Raw genomic sequence first — 19,534 nt, forward strand, 5'->3', positions numbered from 1 at the left:
GAACAGCGGCGGCCCGCCGCGTCAATATTAATGTCGATGAGTTACCAAAAAATCGTGTAACGAGGACGTTATCGATAAAAAGCTCGTCCTGGCCCGGCCCTTGCAATGAAGGGCGGCAAACGACGCGGACGCCGTCCACGCGGGTGCCTGGAGCACCGCGGGTATCGGCACCGCACCAGCGGGGACAGGAGAGAGAGTCAGCCATGAGCGACGAGCACGCAACGGCCGGCGGAGACGGCTTCGACGTGGTGGTGACCCGCCGTGAGGCGGCGGCCGAGGGCGTTATCAACCTGGAGCTGCAGGCACCGGACGGCGGCGAACTGCCCCTGTTCACCGCCGGCGCGCACGTCGATGTCCATCTGCCGAACGGCACCGTACGCCAGTATTCCCTCTGCAATCCGCCTCACGAGCGTACCCGGTACGAGCTCGGCATCCTGCTCGAGCCGGACGGGCGCGGCGGCTCCCGGTGCGCCCACGAGCACCTGACGGTGGGGGCGCGCCTCCGCCTCGGTGGTCCGCGCAATCAGTTCCCGCTGGCGGAGGCGCCCCATACGGTGCTGGTCGCCGGCGGCATCGGGGTAACGCCGCTGATGAGTATGGCCGCCGAGCTCCACGCGCGTGGTGCCTCCTTCGAGCTGCATTACTGCGCACGCACGCCGGCTCGAGCGGCGTTCCTCGAGCGCCTGCGCTGCGCCCCGTTCGGCGCACGCGTGCACAGCCACTTCGACGACGGCCTCCCCGCCCAGCGCTTCGATCCGGCGCGGCTGTTCGCGGGGGTGGGCGACGGGGCCCGTCTGTACGTCTGCGGCCCCGCGGGCTTCATGGGCTTCGTTACCGGTGCGGCGGCCGAAGCGGGCTGGCCGGAGGCGCGCGTCCACCTGGAGCACTTCGCCGGCGCCGCCGCCCCCGCCGCCGAGGACGGCGGCTTCGACGTGGCGCTCGCCCGCAGCGGCCGCGTGATCCACGTGGGTCCGGAGGAGACCGTCGTCGAGGCGCTCGCCGCCGGCGGCGTCGAGGTGCCGGTGTCCTGCGAGCAGGGCATCTGCGGGACCTGCGCGATGCGGGTGCTCGACGGCGAGCCGGATCACCGCGACATGCATTTCAGCGACGAGGAGCACGCGAGCGGGGGCTGGTTCACGCCCTGCTGCTCGCGGGCGCACTCGCCGCGCCTGGTCCTGGACTTCTGAGCCGGCACCGCCGTGCCGGCGCCCGCAAGCGTCAACCAAAGCCGAGAAGAGAGGAGAGAGAGCGATGCACGCACACACCGAGCGTCCGTATCTGATGAACACCTGGTACGTCGCCGCCCTGGCCACGGAGGTGGGGGAGGAGGCGTTCTTCCACCGCACCCTGCTCGATACCCCGGTGCTCATCTACCGGCGCCAGGACGGTACCCCCGTGGCCCTGCACGACCGCTGTCCGCACCGGTTCGCGCCGCTGCACATGGGCTGGCGGGAGGGTGACGAGGTGGTCTGCCTCTACCACGCCCTGCGCTTCGACTGCGCCGGACAGTGCACCCACAACCCCCACGGCAACCAGCACATCCCGAAGGCGGCGCAGGTGGCGAGCTATCCGCTGGTCGAGCGCGACGGCTTCCTGTGGATCTGGATGGGCGACGAGCCCGCCGACTACGACGCCGTGCCCGATCACGGCGAGCTGGTCAGCGGCCATCCCAACAGCGTCGGCTACACCTACATGCCGGTGCAGGGGAATTACGAGCTCATCATGGACAACGTGATGGACCTCAGCCACATCGATCACGTCCACGGCGAGATCATCACGACGCGGGGCCAGCTTACCCCGCTGATCCCGAAGGTCGAGGACACGGACGCGTACGTCTCCGCGCGCTGGGAGTGGCGCCAGACGCCGGCGATGCTGATCTTCAACCAGTTCCTGCCCGAGCCCGACGGCGAGGCGCGGCACTTCTTCCACATCACCTGGACGCCGCCGGCGAACATCCAGCTCTCCCTCGGGGCGACCCAGGACGAGAATGCCGCGCTCGACCTCGACGGCTGTACCGGGCAGTACGACCTCCACACCACCACGCCGGAGACCGTGGACAGCACCCACTACTTCTTCGCCACCCGGCGCAATCACCGGGAAGAGGACGGCGAGTACAACGCCCAGAAGATCCGGGCGATGCACGGCGCCTTCGAGGACGAGGACGTGCCGATCATCGAGGCCGTTCACCAGCGCATGGGCACCGCGGATTTCTTCGAACTCAACCCGGTGCTCATGAGCAACGACGTCGCCCCGGTGAAGGTGCGCAAGCGCCTGGAGTCCCTCATCCGCCGCGAGCGCGACCGCAAGGACGAAGGCGGCGGCCAGGCCGGCCGCGTGGCGTGAGCACGGTCCGCCGCCCCGTGCGGGGCGGCGGCAGGGAGGAGAGGGCATGTCCCGGCACGACCGGATTCCGGCATTCGATATCGAGATCGCCGACACCGGGGAGCGCTACCGCTGCCCGGCGGAGGAGAGCCTGCTCCGCGCCATGGAGCGGCTGGGCCGCCGCGGCATCCCCGTGGGCTGCCGCGGCGGCGGCTGCGGGGTGTGCAAGGTCGAGATCCTTGCCGGCGAGGTGGTCTCGGCCCGCATGAGCCGCGCCCATGTGGACGACGCGGAGCGTGCCGCCGGGCGTGTCCTGGCCTGCCGGAGCCACCCGCGCAGCGACGTCTTGCTGCGCGTCGTCGGCGCGATGCGCAAGGGCTTCACCCGCAACGCGCCGGGCTGAGGCCGATCGACCATTCCATCGAGGAGGAGAACATCATGTCCCAGAAGGACGTACTGCGGCCCGGACACGTCGGCATCCGGGTCATGGACCTGGACGAGGCCGTCCGCCACTACACCGATCACGTGGGCCTCATCGAGACCGCCCGCGACCGCGAGGGACGGGTCTATCTCAAGGCATGGGACGAGTACGACTGGTTCTCGCTGGTGCTGCGCGAGGCGGACGAGTCGGGCATGGATTTCATGGCCTTCAAGGTCCGCGACGCCGAGGCCCTGGCCCGCCTGGAACAGGCCCTGGCTGAGTTCGGCTGCCGCGTCGAGCGCATCCCTGCCGGCGAGCTCGCGCACTGCGGCGAGCGCGTGCGCTTCGATTCGCCCACCGGCCATCACTTCGAGCTCTATGCCGAGAAGGACTTCTACGGCAACGAGGTGGGGACCACCAACCCGGAGGCCTTCGTGGACACGGTGGGCGGCATGGCGGCCAACCGCTTCGACCACTGTCTGCTTTACGGCACGGACCTCGACGGCAGCCTGCGTCTGTTCCGCGAGGTCCTGGGCTTCGACCTGGCCGAGCAGGTCCTGGACGGCGAGACCCTGGTCGGCGCGTTCCTGTCGTGCTCCAACAAGGCCCACGACATCGCCTTCATCCGCCACGACGAGCCCGGCCGGCTACATCACGTCTCGTTCCTGCTGGACAGCTGGGAGGAGGTGCTGCGGGCCGCCGACATCATGTCCAAGTACGGCATCTCCATCGACATCGGACCGACCCGTCACGGCATCACCCGGGGCAAGACGATCTACTTCTTCGACCCCTCGGGCAACCGCAACGAGGTCTTCGCCGGCGGCAGCACGTGGTACCCGGATCACCCGACCATCACCTGGACGGCGGACAGCCTCGGCAAGGCGATCTTCTACCACGACCGGGTTCTCAACGAGAACTTCCTGGCCGTGGTGACCTGAGGCGGCGGGATGGGCCGCGGGTCAGGACGAGGCCGCCTCCTCGAGGGCGGCCTCGCCGGCGGCGAGCATGCGCTCGACGGTGTGCGCGGTGCGCTCGATGTGCACGCGCAGCACGCTCATGGCAGTGCCGGTGTCGCCGGCCAGCGCGGCGTCGCGCAGGGCGCGGTGCTCGGCAGGGATGTCCCGGCCGGGCGCGTACTGACTGCTCAGGAAGCGGTAGCGGCGGTGCTGGTCGTGGAGGATCTCGCGCATGCGCTGGAGCCAGCGCGAGGGACACGCGGCCACCAGTGCCTCGTGGAAGCGCTGGTTGCGCCGCTCCCACTCGGCGAAGTCCGTGGCCGGGTCGTGCTCGAGCTTCTCGAGCTGATGATAGGCGGCCACGACCTCCGACTCCCAGGCATCGTCACCGTGCTCGATGCTCTGGCGCAGGGCCTCGTTCTCGATCAGCACCCGGGTGTTGGTGACATCCCAGAGGTCGTCCAGGTCGATGGGCGGCACGCGGAATCCGCGCTGGCCGAACACCAGCACCAGGCCCTCGCCGACCAGCCGCGCCAGAGCTTCGCGGATCGGGCTTGCGCCGATGCCGTAGTGATCGGAGAGCTGCTTGACGGCCAGTCGGCTGCCGGGCTGCCACACGCCGCGGATGATGTCGCGCTTGAGCCAGTCGTAGGCGCGGTCCGAGAGGGTGGTGGTGGCGTCCTGTTGCGGCATGGTCCGGCCGTTCGTTTGGTGGGTATGGCGAAATTATATCAGCGGGCTTGACACTCGGCCATGTATTATACATTCTCTCTAAAAATATCGATATTTAGTAGTTTACTCGATATGAAGGAGGCCCCATGCGCACAACGGAGCCGGCACGGCATATCCACTGGGAGGCGGCCCAGCTCGCGGCCCGCGCCGCGGTCGAGCGTGCCGGGGCGCTGGGTATCCGTATCAACGTCGCCGTCTGCGACGCCGCGGGCACGCCGGTGGCGTTTCTGCGCATGGGCGGCGCACCGCTGCACAGCATCGGTATCGCCGAGGACAAGGCCTACACCGCGGCCAGCTTCGGTCTGGACACCGCCGGCTGGGATGCCGTCGTGGGCGACAACGCCGAGCTCCGCGCCGGTCTCGCCCAGCGCGACCGGCTGGTGATGTTCGGCGGTGGCCTGCCGGTGCGTGTCGACGGTGAATGCGTCGGTGGCATCGGGGTCTCCGGCGGCAGTGAGGAAGAGGACGGGATCTGTGCCCGGGCGGGGCTCGCCGCCATCGGCGAAGGCTGATCCCCCGGGCGGGAGAACAGGACACACCACGGCTTGGGTGAACGGGATGAAAGAGATACGCCACTTCATCAACGGCGAGTACGTCGCCTCCGAGAGCGGACGGCTGTTCGACGACATCGACCCCGCCACCGGCGAGAACATCGCCCGGGTCCACGAGGGCGGTAAGGCGGAGATCGATCGTGCGGTGGCCGCGGCTCGCGCGGCGCTCGACGGCGAGTGGGGCCACCTGCCCATCGCCGAGCGCATGGCGCGCCTGCACCGGGTGGCGGACCGCATCAACGAGCGCTTCGAGGAGTTCCTGGCCGCCGAGTGTGCCGACACCGGCAAGCCGCGCTCCATGGCCAGCCACATCGACATCCCGCGCGGCGCGGCCAACTTCAAGATCTTTGCCGACCTGGTGAAGAACGTGCCCACCGAGAGCTTCCACATGGACACGCCGGACGGCACCGGTGCGCTCAACTACGCCATCCGCCGGCCCAAGGGCGTGATCGGCGTGATCTCGCCGTGGAACCTGCCGCTGCTGCTGATGACCTGGAAGGTCGGTCCGGCGCTCGCCTGCGGCAACGCGGTGGTGGTCAAGCCCTCGGAGGAGACCCCCCAGACCACCGCGCTGCTCGGCGAGGTGATGAACGAGGCGGGCATACCGGCGGGGGTGTACAACGTCGTCCACGGCTTCGGGCCGGGGTCCGCCGGGGAGTACCTCACCCAGCACAAGGGCGTGGACGCGGTCACCTTCACCGGCGAGACGCGCACCGGCACGGCGATCATGAAGGCCGCCGCGGAGGGCATCCGCGACGTCTCCTTCGAGCTCGGCGGCAAGAACCCGGCGATCGTGTTCGCCGACGCGGACCTGGACCAGGCCATCGAGGGGACCATGCGCTCGGCCTTCGCCAACTGCGGCCAGGTCTGCTTCGGCACCGAGCGCGTCTACGTCGAGCGCCCCGTGTTCGACGAGTTCGTCAGCCGCCTCAAGGCGGGTGCCGAGGCGCTGAAGATGGGCCCGAGCCAGGACCCGGACGTCAATTTTGGCCCCCTCATCAGCCAGGAGCACCGGGACAAGGTCCTGGGTTACTACCGCCTGGCCGAGGAGGAGGGCGCGACCGTGGTCACCGGAGGCGGGGTCCCGGAGATGCCCGAGGCGTTCGGTGGCGGTGCCTGGATCCAGCCGACGATCTGGACCGGCCTCGGCGATGACGCCCGGGTGGTGCGCGAGGAGATCTTCGGCCCCTGCTGCCACATCCGTCCCTTCGACAGCGAGGACGAGGTGGTCGGGCTCGCCAACGACACCGACTACGGCCTCGCAGCCACGGTCTGGACCCGGGACCTCGCCCGCGCCAACCGCGTGGTCCGCCGCCTCGAGGCGGGCCTGCTGTGGGTGAACAGCTGGTTCCTGCGCGATCTGCGCACGCCCTTCGGCGGCATGAAGAGCTCCGGCATCGGCCGCGAGGGCGGCGTCCACGGGCTGGAGTTCTACTCCGAGCTCTCCAATGTATGCATCAAGCTGTGAGGCCACGGCGATGACGGACAACCCGGAAATCGGCCGGCGCATCCGCACCGGCGGCTTCGAGACCAACTACCACGACCGGGGTGAGGGCCCGCCGGTGCTGCTCATCCACGGCTCCGGGCCGGGGGTGAGCGCCTGGGCCAACTGGCGGCTCACGCTCCCGGCGCTGGCCGGGCGCTATCGGGCGATCGCCCCCGACATGGTCGGCTTCGGCTACACCGAGCGCCCCGAGGGCATCACCTACGACCTCGACACCTGGTGCCGTCACGCCCTCGACGTCCTGGACGCCCTGGACATCGGCCGGGCCCACATCGTGGGCAACTCCTTCGGTGGCGGGCTCGCCCTGGCCCTGGCCCTCCGTCACCCCGAGCGGGTGGGGCGGCTGGTGCTCATGGGCAGCGTCGGCGTGTCCTTCGAGCTCACGCCCGGGCTCGACGCCGTGTGGGGCTATACCCCCTCGGTGGAGAACATGCGCGGGCTCCTGGACATCTTCGCCTACAGCCGCGAGCTGGTGAGCGACGAGCTCGCCGAGATGCGTTACCAGGCGAGTGTCCGGCCGGGGGTGCAGGAGGCCTACGCCGCGATGTTCCCGGCACCGCGCCAGCGCTGGGTGGACGCCATGGCGAGCCCCGAGGACGAGATCCGCACCCTCGATGCCGAGACGCTCATCGTCCACGGCCGCGACGACCGGGTCATCCCGCCGGAGAACGCGTACCGGTTGCATGAACTCATCGGCCCCTCGCAGCTGCACGTCTTCGGCCGCTGCGGGCACTGGACCCAGATCGAGCACGCCCACCGTTTCAACCGCCTGGTCTCGGACTTTCTCGCCGAGGCCGGGGACAGCCTGTAGGGAGCGAAACCCATGTCGTTGAACACCGACCGGATCCGGGCCTACGGCGACGAGCTCTACGCCGCGCTGCGCGGGCGCGAGGCCGTCGAGCCGCTGACCGACCGCGACCCGGAGATCACCATCGAGGACGCCTATTACGTCTCCATGCGGCTGCTCGAGCGCCGCGAGGCCGACGGCGAGCGGGTGATCGGCAAGAAGATCGGGGTCACCAGCAAGGCGGTGCAGGACATGCTCGACGTCCGCCAGCCGGACTTCGGCTACCTCACGGACCGTATGCTCTACGGCAACGGCGAGGCGCTGCCCATCAGCGAGCAGCTCGTCGCGCCCCGGGCCGAGGGCGAGATCGCCTTCGTGCTCAAGCACGACCTCACTGGCCCGGGCGTGAGCAACGCCGAGGTGCTGCGGGCCACGGACTACGTCATGCCGTGCTTCGAGATCGTCGACTCGCGCATCCGCGACTGGCGTATCCGCATCCAGGACACCGTCGCCGACAACGCCTCCTGCGGGCTGTTCGTGCTCGGCGACAGCATCGTCGACCCGCGGGACGTCGACCTGGTGACCGCCGGCATGGTCGTGGAGAAGAACGGCGAGGTGGTCAGCACCGGCGCCGGCGCCGCGGCCCTGGGCTCGCCGGTGAACTGCGTGGCCTGGCTGGCGAACACCCTCGGTGCCTTCGGCATCCCGCTGAAGGCCGGCGAGGTCATCCTCTCCGGCTCGCTGGTGCCGCTGATCCCCATCGCGCCCGGCGAGTCCATGCACCTCAGCATCGGCGGCATCGGCACGGCCGGCTGCCGGTTCGTCTGAGCCGCCCTGAATCCTGACGGAGGAACGGACCATGAGCATGAAAGCGGCCGTAATCGGCTCGGGCAACATCGGCACGGACCTGATGATCAAGATCCTGCGCAACGCCGAGCACCTGGAGATGGGGGTGCTGGTGGGCATCGACCCGGACTCGGACGGGCTGGCCCGGGCCCGGCGCCTGGGCGTGGCGACCTGCGACACCGGCGTCGAGGGCCTGGTGGCGATGCCCGAGTTCGAGGACATCGAGGTGGTCTTCGACGCGACCTCGGCGAAGGCGCACGTGCACAACGACGCGGTCCTGCGCCAGTCCAGGCCAGAGATCCAGGTCATCGACCTCACCCCGGCGGCCATCGGCCCCTACTGCGTGCCGGTGGTGAACCTGGAGGAGACCCTGGCGGACCCGTCGGTGCACAACGTCAACATGGTCACCTGTGGCGGCCAGGCCACCATCCCCATGGTGGCGGCGGTGGCGAGCGTCGCCGAGGTGAGCTACGCGGAGATCGTCGCCTCGATCTCCAGCCGTTCGGCGGGCCCGGGCACGCGCGCGAACATCGATGAGTTCACCGAGACCACCAGCCAGGGGCTGGAGGCGGTGGGCGGTGCGCGGCGCGGCAAGGCCATCATCATCCTCAACCCGGCTGAGCCGCCACTGCTCATGCGTGACACCGTCTACACCCTCTCGCCGCTGGACGCCGACGAGGCGGCGATCGAGGCCGCCATCGAGGCCATGGCCGAGCGGGTGTCGAGCTATGTGCCCGGCTACCGGCTCAAGCAGTCGGTGCAGTTCGAGCGCTTCGATGAGAGCCGCCCGCTCAACGTCCCCGGTATCGGCCGGGTGACGGGCCTGAAGACCGCCGTGTTCCTGGAGGTGGAGGGGGCGGCGCACTACCTGCCCGCCTACGCCGGCAACCTCGACATCATGACGTCCGCGGCGCTGGCCACCGCCGAGCGCTTCGCCGCGCACGCCGGCGAGCGCGCCGGCGCCACCGCCTGAGGGAGGAAGGACAATGGCCAACAAACTCTATATCTCCGACGTCACCCTGCGTGACGGCTCCCACGCGATCCGCCACCAGTACAGCGTGGACAACGCGCGGCGCATCGCTGCGGCGCTGGACCGGGCGAAGGTCGACTCCATCGAGGTCGCCCACGGCGATGGCCTGCAGGGCTCGTCGTTCAACTACGGCTTCGGCGCCCACACTGACCTGGAGTGGATCGAGGCGGTGGCCGAGACGGTGAATCACGCCCGGGTGGCGACGCTGCTGCTGCCCGGTATCGGCACCGTCCACGACCTGCGGGCCGCCTACGATGCCGGCGCCCGGATCGTGCGCGTGGCCACTCACTGCACCGAGGCGGACGTCTCGCGCCAGCACATCGAGTCCGCCCGCGAGCTCGGCATGGACACCGTGGGTTTCCTGATGATGAGCCACATGAACGAGCCGGCGCGGCTCGCCGAGCAGGCGAAGCTCATGGAGGGCTACGGGGCGACGTGCGTCTACGTCGTCGACTCCGCCGGTGCGATGACCATGGACGACATCCGCGCCCGGGTCCGTGCCCTGCGTGACGTCCTCGATCCGGCCACGGAGCTCGGCATCCACGCCCACCACAACCTCTCGCTGGGGGTGGCCAACTCCATCGCCGCGGTGGAGGAGGGGGTCAACCGCGTGGACGCCAGCCTCACCGGCATGGGCGCCGGCGCGGGCAACGCGCCGCTGGAGGTCTTCATCGCCGCCGCCGACCGCATGGGCTGGGCGCACGGGTGCGATCTCTACACGCTCATGGATGCCGCCGACGACATCGTCCGGCCGCTGCAGGACCGCCCGGTGCGCGTCGACCGCGAGACCCTGGCGCTTGGCTACGCGGGCGTGTACTCGAGCTTCCTGCGCCACGCCGAGTCGGCCGCGGAGCGCTATGGGCTGAAGACCGCGGATATCCTCGTGGAGCTCGGCCGGCGGCGGATGGTTGGCGGCCAGGAGGACATGATCGTCGACGTCGCCCTGGACATGGCCCGTGCCCGCGAGCAGTCCGCCGGGGCCGGCACCGCCGTGATGGAGGGCGAGGCATGAGCACGCTGAGCAGCGAGCAGATCGAGGCGCTCTCCGAGCACCTGGACGCCGCCGAGGTCCAGGCCCGCGCGGTGCCCAAGATCACCGACGACTACCCGGACATGGATTTCGAGGACGCCTACGCCGTGCAGTGGGCGACCCGGCGGCGCAAGGCCGCCCGCGGCGACCGGATGGTGGGCATGAAGATGGGCCTCACCTCCCACGCCAAGATGCGCCAGATGGGCGTGGAGGAGCCGATCTACGGCTTCCTCGCGGACTACTTCCAGCAGCCCGAGGGTGCGGCCATCGACACCGGCTCGCTCATCCACCCGCGGGTGGAGGCGGAGATCGCCTTCGTCACCCGCGAGGCGCTGGGCGGGCCCGGCTGCCACGTCGGCCAGGTCCTCGCCGCCACCGACTTCGTGGTGCCGGCGGTGGAGATCATCGACAGCCGCTACGAGAACTTCCGCTTCGACCTGCCCAGCGTCATCGCGGACAACGCCTCGTCGTCCCGGTTCGTCACCGGCTCGGCGGCGGCCCCGGCGGAGGCACTGGACCTGCGCACCCTGGGCGTGGTGCTGGAGAAGAACGGCGAGGTCGTGGGCGTCGGCGCCGGTGCGGCGGTGGTCAACCACCCGGCCGCGAGCATCGCGCTGCTCGCGAACATGCTCGCCAGCCGCAACGAGGTCATCCCCGCGGGCAGCCTGATCCTCTCCGGGGGCATCACCGCGGCGGTGGCCGTGGAGGCCGGCGACAGCGTCACGCTCCGGGCCCAGGGGCTCGGCAGCGTGAGCCTGCGTTTCGAGTGATTCCCGCGGTGTGCCGGGCCGCCCGGCACACCGCAGATACCAGCGAGAGAAACGAGAGAATGACGAGGAGGAGAGAGATGCATCGAGCAACACGATACCTCGCGGGCGGGGCGGTGGTGGGGCTGGCCGGCCTGCTGCCGCTGACGGCCGCGGCCGACGCCACCCAGCACTACGTCCCCGGCGTGGAGGGCAGTCTCGCGGCCACGGTCCCCCCACCGGGCTTCTACCTGCGCACCTACGGGGTCTACTACGACTCCGACAACGTCAAGGTCGACGCCGTCAGCGACAACGACGGCGAGGTCCCCGGCGGTGACGACAGCGCCACCGTCCGGGCGGTGGTGCCCCGCGCGATCTGGATCACCGACAAGAAATTCCTCGGCGCGGACTACGGCATGGAGGCCATCGCCCCGATCCTGGACAAGGACGTCGACGCCATGGGGCTCAGCGAAAGCGACAGCGGCCTCGGCGACGTCTTCTTCAGCCCGCTGGTCCTCGCCTGGCACGGCGAGCGCTACGACACGGTCCTCACCGCCGGCTACTGGACCGACGCGTTCAGCGACTACGACGACGACAACCCCGTGGCCGCGGCGGCCTCCGTGGGCCAGGGCTACTCCAACGTGATGTTCACCCTGGGCGGCACCTGGTACCTCACCGCGGACCGCACCTGGGCGGTCTCGCTGCTCAACCGCTACGAAACCATGGCCTCGGACATCGAGGGCACCGACATCGAGCCGGGCGACAACTGGGTAGCCGAGTGGGGCATCAGCCACAGCTTCAGCCCGGCGCTGACCGTGGGGCTGGTGGGCTACGACAGCTGGCAGCTCACCGAGGACGACGCCCCGGCGGGCGTACCCACGCCCAAGGACGAGGTCCACGCCGTCGGCGGTCAGGTGACCTACCGCTCGCGCTCGCTGGGCATGAGCTTCGATGCCGCGCTCTACGACGAGTACCACAGCGAGCACCGCCCCGAGGGCACCACCGCCCGGGTGATCGTCACCATTCCGTTCTGAGACCGGGCGCGGGCCGTCACGGCGACGGCCCGCGCCGTGCACGCAAGGGAGACCGCCGACATGCCGATTGCGCACCTGCATATCCTCGAAGGCCGACCGAAGGAGAAGCGCGTGGCGCTGATCCGCAATGTCACCCACGCCATCGCCGAGAGCCTCGACGTGCCCGCCGAGCGCGTACGGGTGGTGGTCCAGGAGGTGCCCCTGGATCACTGGGGCATCGGCGGCGAGACCGCCGAGGAACGCCGCCGCGACGGCGGCGGCTGAGCGGGAGGCCGGCGATGGAGTCCGTGGACCTGGAGATCTTCTTCAACTTCCGCAGCCCGTACTGCTACCTCGCCTCCAAGCGGATGTTCCATCTGCTCGACGACTTCCACGTCCGCCTCGTCTGGCGGCCCCTGGGCGGATGGCACGGCCGCTCGCCGCCGGAGCGGGCGAAGCGGAAGATGCCCATCGCCCGTCAGGACGTCCGGCGCTTCGCCCGGCGGATGGGGATCCCCGTGAATCCGCCGCCCACGTCCACCGATCCCACCCGTGCCGCCGCGGGCTCCCTGCTCGCCGAGGAGCGGGGGCTGCTGCGCGCCTACACGGTGGAGACGATGCGCGCGGAGTGGGCCGAGGGGCGGGACATCGGCGAACCGGCGGTGTTGCGGGCGGTGGCGGACCGGATCGGCCTCGACCCGGAGGCGCTGATCGCGGCGGCGGACGACCCGGCCCGCCGGGAACACCTGGACGCCAACTGGGCCGTGGCGGACGAGCGGGGTGCCTTCGGCGTGCCGACCTTCGCCGTGGGCGACGAGATCTTCTGGGGGCAGGACCGCATCGACTTCGTCGTGGAGCACCTCCGGGAACTCAGGCTGGCACGGTTATGAATGCCCGCCGGTCCCTGGAGCTGCGACCGATGCCCATGGCAGGGGCCCTCACCATGCTGGCGGCGGTGGGCCTGGCGGTTTACGGCGGGGCGGCGACCTACCCGGCCTTCGTTGTGGCGCTGGTCGGTGCGGCGCTGGTGCTGGTGCGCAGACAGCCGGTCCCGGTGTCCCCGGGTGTCCGCGATCAGGGTGAGGGGCCGGACGCCCGGCTCGATGAGCTGGACGCTGCCGGACTGGACCTGACCGTGACCAGCGCGACCCTGGTCTCCCAGTTCACGGGCGTGATCACCAGCGCCGACCGGCAGGTGGAGACGGCCCGCCGTATCGTGGCGCTGAAGGAGGAGCTGGGCCGCAGCTCCGAGAGTACCGCGGCCGCGGCCGGTCAGTCGGCGGCCAGCGTGGGCGAGACCCATGCCAACGCCGAGGCCGGACACCGCTATGTGCATGACGCCTCCGGCGCGATCGAGGGCGTGGCCCGGACAGTGGACGGCGTGGTCGAGGAGTTCCAGGGCGTGGTGGGCTCCTCGGAGGAGATCGGCGGTATCGCCCGCACGATCCAGGGCATCGCCAAGCAGACCAGCCTGCTGGCGCTCAACGCCGCCATCGAGGCCGCCCGCGCCGGGGAGCAGGGGCGCGGTTTCGCCGTGGTCGCGGAGTCGGTCCGCGAGCTCTCCGAGCGTACCCGCCTCGCCACCGCGGACATCGAGACCATTCTCGAGCGGATCACCGGCAGCACCGAGTCCGTGGCCGGCGCACTGGCCGGTGCGGGGGCACAGGTGCGCGAGAGCGTCGATCTCGCCACCCGGGCGGCGGCGTCGCTGGAGGAGATCACGCGCCACGCCCGCGAAGCCAACGCCATGACGGAGACCCTGCAGGCGGAATGCCGTACCCAGCTGGGCACGTTCTCGCGCATGGCCGACGAGCTGGAATCCCTGGATTCGGCGGTACAGTCCGCCGACGACGCGGCACTGCGCTGCAACGAGCAGCTGCGCACGGTCGTGGAGAAGGTGGCGACTGCAAAGGAGGTCACGGCGTCCATGAACCCGGACAAGGACCCCCGGACGGCCCTGCTGGAGGCGGTGGAGGAGATGCGGGTCTGCAACATCCTGATCATGAACTCGCGCTCGGTGGCCGAGGCCGAGGCGCCCATCGGCCGGGTCGCCGACGTGGACCGGCGTATCGACCGGAACTGGCACCGGTACCTGGAGCGCGTCCCGGACGCACCCGTGGAACGCTTCAGCGACGCCCTGAGCGCCTACCGCGCCGCTCGTGACGCCATGCTTGCGCCGGCGCGGGACGGGGATTTCGACACGGTCCGGGCAGTGCTGGCCGAACGGGTCCGCCCGGCCTACGGCAACCTCAAGACCGTGATGGGGGCGCTATGAGTCGACAGACCGGCGAGGGCCGCCCCGGGGTCGAGCTGTTCGACAAGCCCGAGTGCCCGTTCTGCTTCAAGGTGCGTATCGCGCTCGCGGAGCAGGACCGGCCCTACCGCCACCGGCCCCATGACGACCCGGCGGTGAAGGCGGAGCGCGAACGGCTCTCGCCCACCGGTACCGTGCCGATCCTGGTGGAGGACGGCGACCGGGTGCTCACCGAGTCCGCCGTCATCATGGAATACCTCGCCGAGACCGGCCCCGGGCTGATGCCGGACGACGCCTGGGAGCGCGCCCGGGCCCGCAGCATCGCCCATTTCTCGGACAACCGTGTCGGCCGGGCGGTGCGCGAGGTCATCTTCGAGAAGCGCGACCGGCCGGCGCAGGACTGGGACCGGGCGCGTATCGACGCCGGGGTCGCCGCCTGGCGCGGGCAGTGCCTGCCGTATCTCGCCGAGGTCCTCGGCGAGCGGGCGTTCTTCGCCGGCGTCTACTCCATCGCCGATGCCGCGCTCACCGCGCGTTTCGCCCTGGCGCAGGCCTATGGCATGGACGTTCCGGACACCTTCCCGAACCTGCGGGCGTGGTTCGCGCGAATGGCGGAGCGGGCGAGCTTCGCCCCCGCGGCGCCGCCGAAGGTACGCGAGCGCCTGCGGGTCGCGGTCGACTGACGCCGTCCGCCGTTACGCCACCGGGTCCGGCTCACGGCTGCCGTCGCGCAGGCGCGAGACGATCAGCTCCGTGAGCCGCCGGGTCGCCACGCTGGGCCGTCCGGTACTGCGGTGCAGGGCGATCTCCACGCCGGGGAGCGCCGGCAGCCCGGTCTCCGCCGGGTCCAGCACGGTCAGCCCCGGGCCCAGCATGCTCGGCGTGGCCACGCCCACGGCGAGGCCCACGCTGACCGGCGACTGCAGCGCCGCGAACGCCTGGCTCACGTAGGCGGCCCGCCAGGGCCGGCCGGCGTCGTCCAGGCGGCTGGTGGCCGCGGCGCGGAACTCACAGGTGCCTTCCGGGTAGAGCGCCAGCGGCAGCGGGTCCTGGGCGTGGGCGGTGCTGCCCGGGGCACCCACCCAGACCAGCGGCTCCCGCCGCAGCAGGGTGCCGCCGGGGGAGTGCGGCTGGCGCGTGACCACGGCCACGTCGATCTCGCCGGCGCGTACCCGGGCGACCAGCGTCTCGCTCAGCTCCGAGCGGACCTCCACCTCCACGCGCGGGTACTGCTCGGCGAAGGAGGCGAGGGTGGCCGGCAGGTAGAGTGCGTAATCCGCCGGTATGCCCAGGCGCACGGTACCCGCCACCTCCCGGTCCTCGATCCGCCGCCAGACCTCGCCGTTGAGCCGCAGCATCTCCCGGGCGTAGCCGAGCACCTCCTGGCCCTGGCGGGTGGGCTGCACGGTGCGCGGGCCGCGCTGCAGCAGGGTGATCCCGAGCTCCGACTCGAGTCGCCGCAGCTGCATGCTCACCGCCGACTGGGTATAGCTCAGCTGCCGGGCGGCCGTGGTGAAGCTGCCCGCATCCGCCACGGTGACGAGTGTCTGCAGGGCGCGCAGGTCCAGGGTCCGCTGTCTCATCGTGTCATCACGGATATTGATGGATAGGTAATGAGAATTCGTTAGTCAGATGGAATGATTCTGCCCGAGAATCCCCGCCGACGTACACGGTGCAGGCCGGGAAACGGAGGGACGCCATGATCGGGCAGAACGGTAATCGCATTCTGGAGAACCGTTATGGTCTGATCGTCACCTCCGCCCTGGTGGTGGTGCTCTGGGGCCTGCTGCCGGTGCTGCGGGCGATGGCGGCGTCCGTTCCGGCGCTGCAGCTCACCGGCATGGCGATGGCCTGCGCGGCGCTCACGGGCCGTGTGCTGCCCGGCGTCGGCGGCTCGTTCCGGGGTGCCGCGCGTGAGCACCCGTGGTACGCCTGGATCGCCGTGGTGGGCGGTTTCATCGGCGCGCTCGCCTTCTACTTCGTGGCCCTCGCCCATGCGCCGCCCCACGCGGTGGTGGTGGTGACCTACACGTGGCCGCTGGTCTTCGGTGTGGTCGCGGCGCTCTGTGCCGGGCGGCGGCCGTCGGTGGTCACGGCCCTTGCCCTGTGTCTCGCCCTGGCCGGGGTCGCGGTGCTGCGCGAGGGGGCCGGCGGCGGCGGGGATACCGTGTGGTTCGGCTACGGCGCGGGGCTGCTCTCCGGGCTGTGCTGGGTGGGCTACTCGCTGTTCCTGCAACGCTATTCGCGGCCAGTGACGCCGGCGTATCCGGCCTTTTTCGCCGCGGCCGCAGCGGTCGCGCTCGCCCTGCAGGCCGTCGCCGGCGGGCTGGTCTGGCCGTTACCGCCGGAGGCCCTTCTGGCCGGGGCGTTGCTGGGTATCGGCCCCTATGGCCTGGCGTTCGTCGGCTGGGGGCACGTGGTACGCCATGGCAGCCCGCGGCTGGTGTCGATGGTGCCGTACCTCGTGCCGGTGGTTGCGGCGGCGGTGATGACGCTGGCGGGCTCGCTGGAGCCCACGCCGCGCCTGGCTGTCGGCACGGCGCTGGTGGTCGCCGCGTGCGCGATGGCGGTTTTCGCCGGGCGCCGCGGCCCCGGGGCCGCGTGAGCCCCGGGGCGGATCCCGGTCAGCCGGTGTGGCTGTCCGGGTAGGCGGCGCGCAGCTCGTTGGCTGCGTGGACCATGTTGCGCAGGGCGGGGATGACCTCCTCCCAGCTCCGGGTCTTGAGCCCGCAGTCCGGGTTCACCCACAGCCGCGCCACCGGGATCAGCTCCGCGGCCCGCTGGAGGAGGCGCTTCATCTCCGCCACCTCCGGCGTCCGCGGCGAGTGGATGTCGTAGACACCCGGGCCGATCTCGTTGGGGTACTCGAAGGAGACGAAGGCATCGAGCAGCGTCATCGCGGAGCGGGACGTCTCGATGGTGATGACGTCGGCGTCCAGCGCCGCGATGGCCTCGATGATGTCGTTGAACTCCGAATAGCACATGTGGGTGTGGATCTGGGTCTCGTCACGCACCCCGCTGGTGGCCAGGCGGAAGGCCCGGGTCGCCCAGTCCAGGTAGTCCGCCCAGTCGGCGCGGCGCAGCGGCAGGCCCTCGCGGAAGGCGGGCTCGTCCACCTGGATGGCGGCGATACCGGCGGACTCCAGGTCCACGACCTCGTCGCGCAGGGCCAGCGCGATCTGCTCGCAGGTGCGCGAGCGGGGCTGGTCGTCGCGCACGAACGACCACTGCAGGATGGTCACCGGGCCGGTGAGCATGCCCTTCATGGGCCGCTCGGTGAGCGACTGGGCGTAGCGCGACCACTCCACGGTCATGGGGCCGGGGCGGCTGACGTCGCCGAAGATCACCGGCGGCTTCACGCCGCGGGAGCCGAAGCTCTGCACCCAGCCGTGCTGGGTGAAGCAGAAGCCCTCCAGCAGCTCGCCGAAGTACTCGACCATGTCGTTCCGCTCGGCCTCGCCGTGGACGAGCATGTCCAGGCCCACGTCCTCCTGCTGCTGCACGGCGTAGGCGATCTCCTCGCGCATGCGCTCGGCGTAGGCGGCGTCGTCCAGCCGGCCGGCGCGGTTGTCCCGGCGGGCCTTGCGGATGCCCCCGGTCTGGGGGAACGAGCCAATGGTCGTGGTCGGCAGCAGGGGCAGTGCCAGGCGGGCGTGCTGGGCCGGGGCGCGCTCGGTGTAGGCGTGGGCACGCCGGCTCATGGCCGCGTCGATCCCGGCGGCGCGCTCGCGCACGTCGCTGCGGTGGATGCGCGTCGAGCGCTCCCGGGCCTCGCGCGCCTGTCTGCTGGCCGCCAGGGCCTCGCGCACGTGCTCGCGGCCGTGGCTGAGGGCGGCGCCTAGGGTGGTGACCTCCTCGACCTTCTGCACGGCGAAGGCGAGCCAGCCGCGGAGCTCGTCGTCGAGCCGTTCCTCGGCGGTGACGTCCACCGGCACGTGGAGCAGCGAGCAGCTCGGGGCGAGCCACAGGCGCTCGTCGAGGCGCCGATGGGCGGTCTCCAGGTCGTCGAGCTCGGCGCCGAGGTCCGTGCGCCACACGTTGCGCCCGTCGATCACGCCCAGGGACAGGATCTGGTCGTCGGGCAGGGCGGCGATGAGCGCGCCCGGATCGTCGTTGCCGCGCACCAGATCGACGTGAAGGCCTTCCTTCGACAGGGCAACGGCGGTGTCGAGGTTGTCCCCGAGGCCGCCGAAGTAGCTGGTCACCAGCCGGCGCACGCCGGTGTCCGCGAGCCCGCGATGGGCACGGCTCAGCGCCTCGCGCCACTCGGCGTCGAGATCCGTGACCAGCACGGGCTCGTCGATCTGTACCCACTCGACACCGGCCTCCGCCAGCCGCGAGAGCAGCTCACGGTAGACCGCTACCAGCGGCTCCAGCAGCGCCAGCCGGCCGTTTTCCGGGTCATCGTTGCGGGACAGCGCCAGGTAGGTGACGGGGCCGATGAGTACCGGCTTCGGCGTGTAGCCGGCGGTCTGGGCCTCGGTGACCTGCGCAAGCAGCCGGCTCGCGTCCAGCTCGAAGCGCTGACCGGCAGCGAGTTCCGGGACGATGTAGTGGTAGTTGGTGTCGAACCACTTGGTCATCTCGCAGGCGTGGGTATCCGTGCCGGTGGGGGCGCGGCCGCGGGCCATGCGGAAGTAGGTGTCGATGTCGCGGTCGTCGTCGCCGGTGCGGAATCGCTCGGGGATGACGCCGAACATCAGCGAGTGGTCGAGCATGCCGTCGTACCAGGAGAAGTCGCCGACCGGAACCATGTCCAGGCCGGCGTCCGCCTGCTGCCGCCAGTGGCGGTGACGGAGCTCCCTGCCCGTCTCCGCGAGGGCGTCCCGGCCGGTATCGCCGCGCCAGTAGCTCTCCAGCGCACGCTTGAGCTCGCGGTGCAGGCCGAAGCGGGGAAAGCCGAGGGTATGTGTCGTGACCATCGATCCTCCTGTGTGGTCGTCGTCCATCGGTCCGGGGAGCATGCGCGCCGGGTGCAGGTGAATCAAACTGATTATATTAAAGAAAAACGTGAATATATTTCATACAATCAGGTGGCGCCGACCGCCGCGAGGGTCCGCGCTCGCGTTGTCAACCGGCTTGCAAGAATGCGGTAGGGGCTATATCGTGAGGGGCAGTCCTGAAAAGACACCATATGTTGTGGTGTCGAGAGGGGAACACCGGTGAGAATCCGGGGCTGACGCGCAACGGTAACGCGGTCCTCCGCGAAGCCCGAACACCTCCCAGGACAGGGCCATCCGGCCCCACCGCTGGCTGCCTTCGCGACCGAGGTACCCGGTGCAGAGCGACACCCCGCGCCCGCCGCCGGTGGCGGGCGGACAGCTGCTTTGCACACCTTCGCC

20 protein-coding genes and 1 riboswitch are annotated in these 19,534 nt (G+C 70.5%); of the genes, 17 read left to right on the forward strand and 3 right to left on the reverse strand.

Going from position 1 to position 19,534, the window contains the following annotated elements; all coding sequences use genetic code 11:
- The first annotated feature begins 203 nt into the window (after positions 1–203).
- From ACEZHJ_RS01830 to ACEZHJ_RS01845, 4 genes are all read left to right on the forward strand, one after another.
- Positions 204–1,187: a PDR/VanB family oxidoreductase gene (locus ACEZHJ_RS01830; RefSeq protein ID WP_375036172.1), complete on the forward strand. Its 984-nt coding sequence runs from the start codon at positions 204–206 to the stop codon at positions 1,185–1,187.
- 64 nt (positions 1,188–1,251) lie between these two features.
- Complete coding sequence (locus ACEZHJ_RS01835) at positions 1,252–2,343, forward strand: aromatic ring-hydroxylating dioxygenase subunit alpha (RefSeq protein WP_163142963.1); 1,092 nt, start codon at positions 1,252–1,254, stop codon at positions 2,341–2,343.
- A gap of 46 nt (positions 2,344–2,389) precedes the next feature.
- A complete protein-coding gene (locus ACEZHJ_RS01840; RefSeq protein ID WP_163142960.1) occupies positions 2,390–2,725 on the forward strand; it encodes a 2Fe-2S iron-sulfur cluster binding domain-containing protein in 336 nt (111 codons plus the stop codon).
- Between the two features lie 35 nt (positions 2,726–2,760).
- Positions 2,761–3,681 (forward strand): catechol 2,3-dioxygenase, encoded by a 921-nt coding sequence (locus ACEZHJ_RS01845; protein WP_375036173.1) that lies wholly within the window; start codon positions 2,761–2,763, stop codon positions 3,679–3,681.
- Between the two features lie 21 nt (positions 3,682–3,702).
- Here ACEZHJ_RS01845 and ACEZHJ_RS01850 read toward each other — a convergent pair whose 3' ends face one another.
- On the reverse strand, positions 3,703–4,392 hold the full coding sequence (locus ACEZHJ_RS01850) for a GntR family transcriptional regulator (protein WP_259199158.1): 690 nt from the start codon (positions 4,390–4,392) through the stop codon (positions 3,703–3,705).
- 125 nt (positions 4,393–4,517) lie between these two features.
- On the opposite strand from ACEZHJ_RS01850, the gene ACEZHJ_RS01855 reads away from it, so the two are divergent.
- The 12 genes from ACEZHJ_RS01855 (at position 4,518) to ACEZHJ_RS01910 (ending at position 14,875) form a co-directional block, all read left to right on the forward strand.
- The gene (locus tag ACEZHJ_RS01855) at positions 4,518–4,943 is read left to right on the forward strand and encodes a heme-binding protein (RefSeq protein ID WP_018719563.1); all 426 of its coding nucleotides are present in this window, start codon (positions 4,518–4,520) and stop codon (positions 4,941–4,943) included.
- A gap of 46 nt (positions 4,944–4,989) precedes the next feature.
- The gene (locus ACEZHJ_RS01860; RefSeq protein WP_375036174.1) at positions 4,990–6,450 is read left to right on the forward strand and encodes a 2-hydroxymuconic semialdehyde dehydrogenase; all 1,461 of its coding nucleotides are present in this window, start codon (positions 4,990–4,992) and stop codon (positions 6,448–6,450) included.
- Positions 6,451–6,460: 10 nt separating this feature from the next.
- Positions 6,461–7,297: an alpha/beta fold hydrolase gene (locus ACEZHJ_RS01865; RefSeq protein ID WP_259199150.1), complete on the forward strand. Its 837-nt coding sequence runs from the start codon at positions 6,461–6,463 to the stop codon at positions 7,295–7,297.
- Positions 7,298–7,309: 12 nt separating this feature from the next.
- Positions 7,310–8,101, forward strand: coding sequence for a 2-oxopent-4-enoate hydratase (dmpE, locus tag ACEZHJ_RS01870; RefSeq protein WP_375036175.1), 792 nt, complete (start codon positions 7,310–7,312; stop codon positions 8,099–8,101).
- Between the two features lie 31 nt (positions 8,102–8,132).
- Complete coding sequence (locus tag ACEZHJ_RS01875) at positions 8,133–9,092, forward strand: acetaldehyde dehydrogenase (acetylating) (protein ID WP_163142597.1); 960 nt, start codon at positions 8,133–8,135, stop codon at positions 9,090–9,092.
- 13 nt (positions 9,093–9,105) lie between these two features.
- On the forward strand, positions 9,106–10,161 hold the full coding sequence (gene dmpG / locus ACEZHJ_RS01880; RefSeq protein WP_375036176.1) for a 4-hydroxy-2-oxovalerate aldolase: 1,056 nt from the start codon (positions 9,106–9,108) through the stop codon (positions 10,159–10,161).
- The gene (dmpH, locus tag ACEZHJ_RS01885) at positions 10,158–10,949 is read left to right on the forward strand and encodes a 2-oxo-3-hexenedioate decarboxylase (protein ID WP_018719570.1); all 792 of its coding nucleotides are present in this window, start codon (positions 10,158–10,160) and stop codon (positions 10,947–10,949) included. The genes dmpG and dmpH overlap by 4 nt, the downstream gene beginning before the upstream one ends.
- A gap of 77 nt (positions 10,950–11,026) precedes the next feature.
- Entirely contained in the window at positions 11,027–11,959 is a 933-nt protein-coding gene (locus tag ACEZHJ_RS01890; RefSeq protein ID WP_163140821.1) for a transporter, read from the forward strand.
- Positions 11,960–11,995: 36 nt separating this feature from the next.
- Complete coding sequence (locus ACEZHJ_RS01895; protein WP_256379723.1) at positions 11,996–12,223, forward strand: 4-oxalocrotonate tautomerase; 228 nt, start codon at positions 11,996–11,998, stop codon at positions 12,221–12,223.
- A gap of 14 nt (positions 12,224–12,237) precedes the next feature.
- Entirely contained in the window at positions 12,238–12,828 is a 591-nt protein-coding gene (locus tag ACEZHJ_RS01900; RefSeq protein ID WP_163140826.1) for a 2-hydroxychromene-2-carboxylate isomerase, read from the forward strand.
- Positions 12,829–12,857: 29 nt separating this feature from the next.
- Positions 12,858–14,213, forward strand: coding sequence for a methyl-accepting chemotaxis protein (locus ACEZHJ_RS01905; protein WP_375036177.1), 1,356 nt, complete (start codon positions 12,858–12,860; stop codon positions 14,211–14,213).
- On the forward strand, positions 14,210–14,875 hold the full coding sequence (locus tag ACEZHJ_RS01910; protein ID WP_163140829.1) for a glutathione S-transferase family protein: 666 nt from the start codon (positions 14,210–14,212) through the stop codon (positions 14,873–14,875). The genes ACEZHJ_RS01905 and ACEZHJ_RS01910 overlap by 4 nt, the downstream gene beginning before the upstream one ends.
- Before the next feature lie 12 nt (positions 14,876–14,887).
- Here the strand turns inward: ACEZHJ_RS01910 and ACEZHJ_RS01915 are convergent, their stop codons facing one another.
- Positions 14,888–15,775 carry a LysR substrate-binding domain-containing protein gene (locus ACEZHJ_RS01915; protein ID WP_375036178.1) on the reverse strand — a complete coding sequence of 296 codons (888 nt, stop codon included), beginning with the start codon at positions 15,773–15,775 and terminating at the stop codon, positions 14,888–14,890.
- A 116-nt stretch (positions 15,776–15,891) separates the two neighbouring features.
- On the opposite strand from ACEZHJ_RS01915, the gene ACEZHJ_RS01920 reads away from it, so the two are divergent.
- Positions 15,892–16,797 (forward strand): DMT family transporter, encoded by a 906-nt coding sequence (locus tag ACEZHJ_RS01920; protein ID WP_163140832.1) that lies wholly within the window; start codon positions 15,892–15,894, stop codon positions 16,795–16,797.
- 19 nt (positions 16,798–16,816) lie between these two features.
- On the opposite strand, the gene metE is transcribed toward ACEZHJ_RS01920, so the two are convergent.
- Positions 16,817–19,114, reverse strand: coding sequence for a 5-methyltetrahydropteroyltriglutamate--homocysteine S-methyltransferase (gene metE / locus ACEZHJ_RS01925; RefSeq protein ID WP_163140834.1), 2,298 nt, complete (start codon positions 19,112–19,114; stop codon positions 16,817–16,819).
- A gap of 181 nt (positions 19,115–19,295) precedes the next feature.
- A riboswitch (cobalamin riboswitch) is annotated at positions 19,296–19,434 on the forward strand.
- Positions 19,435–19,534: the final 100 nt, after the last annotated feature.

The sequence above is a fragment of the Arhodomonas sp. KWT2 genome, assembly GCF_041949875.1.
Taxonomy (GTDB): domain Bacteria; phylum Pseudomonadota; class Gammaproteobacteria; order Nitrococcales; family Nitrococcaceae; genus Arhodomonas; species Arhodomonas aquaeolei.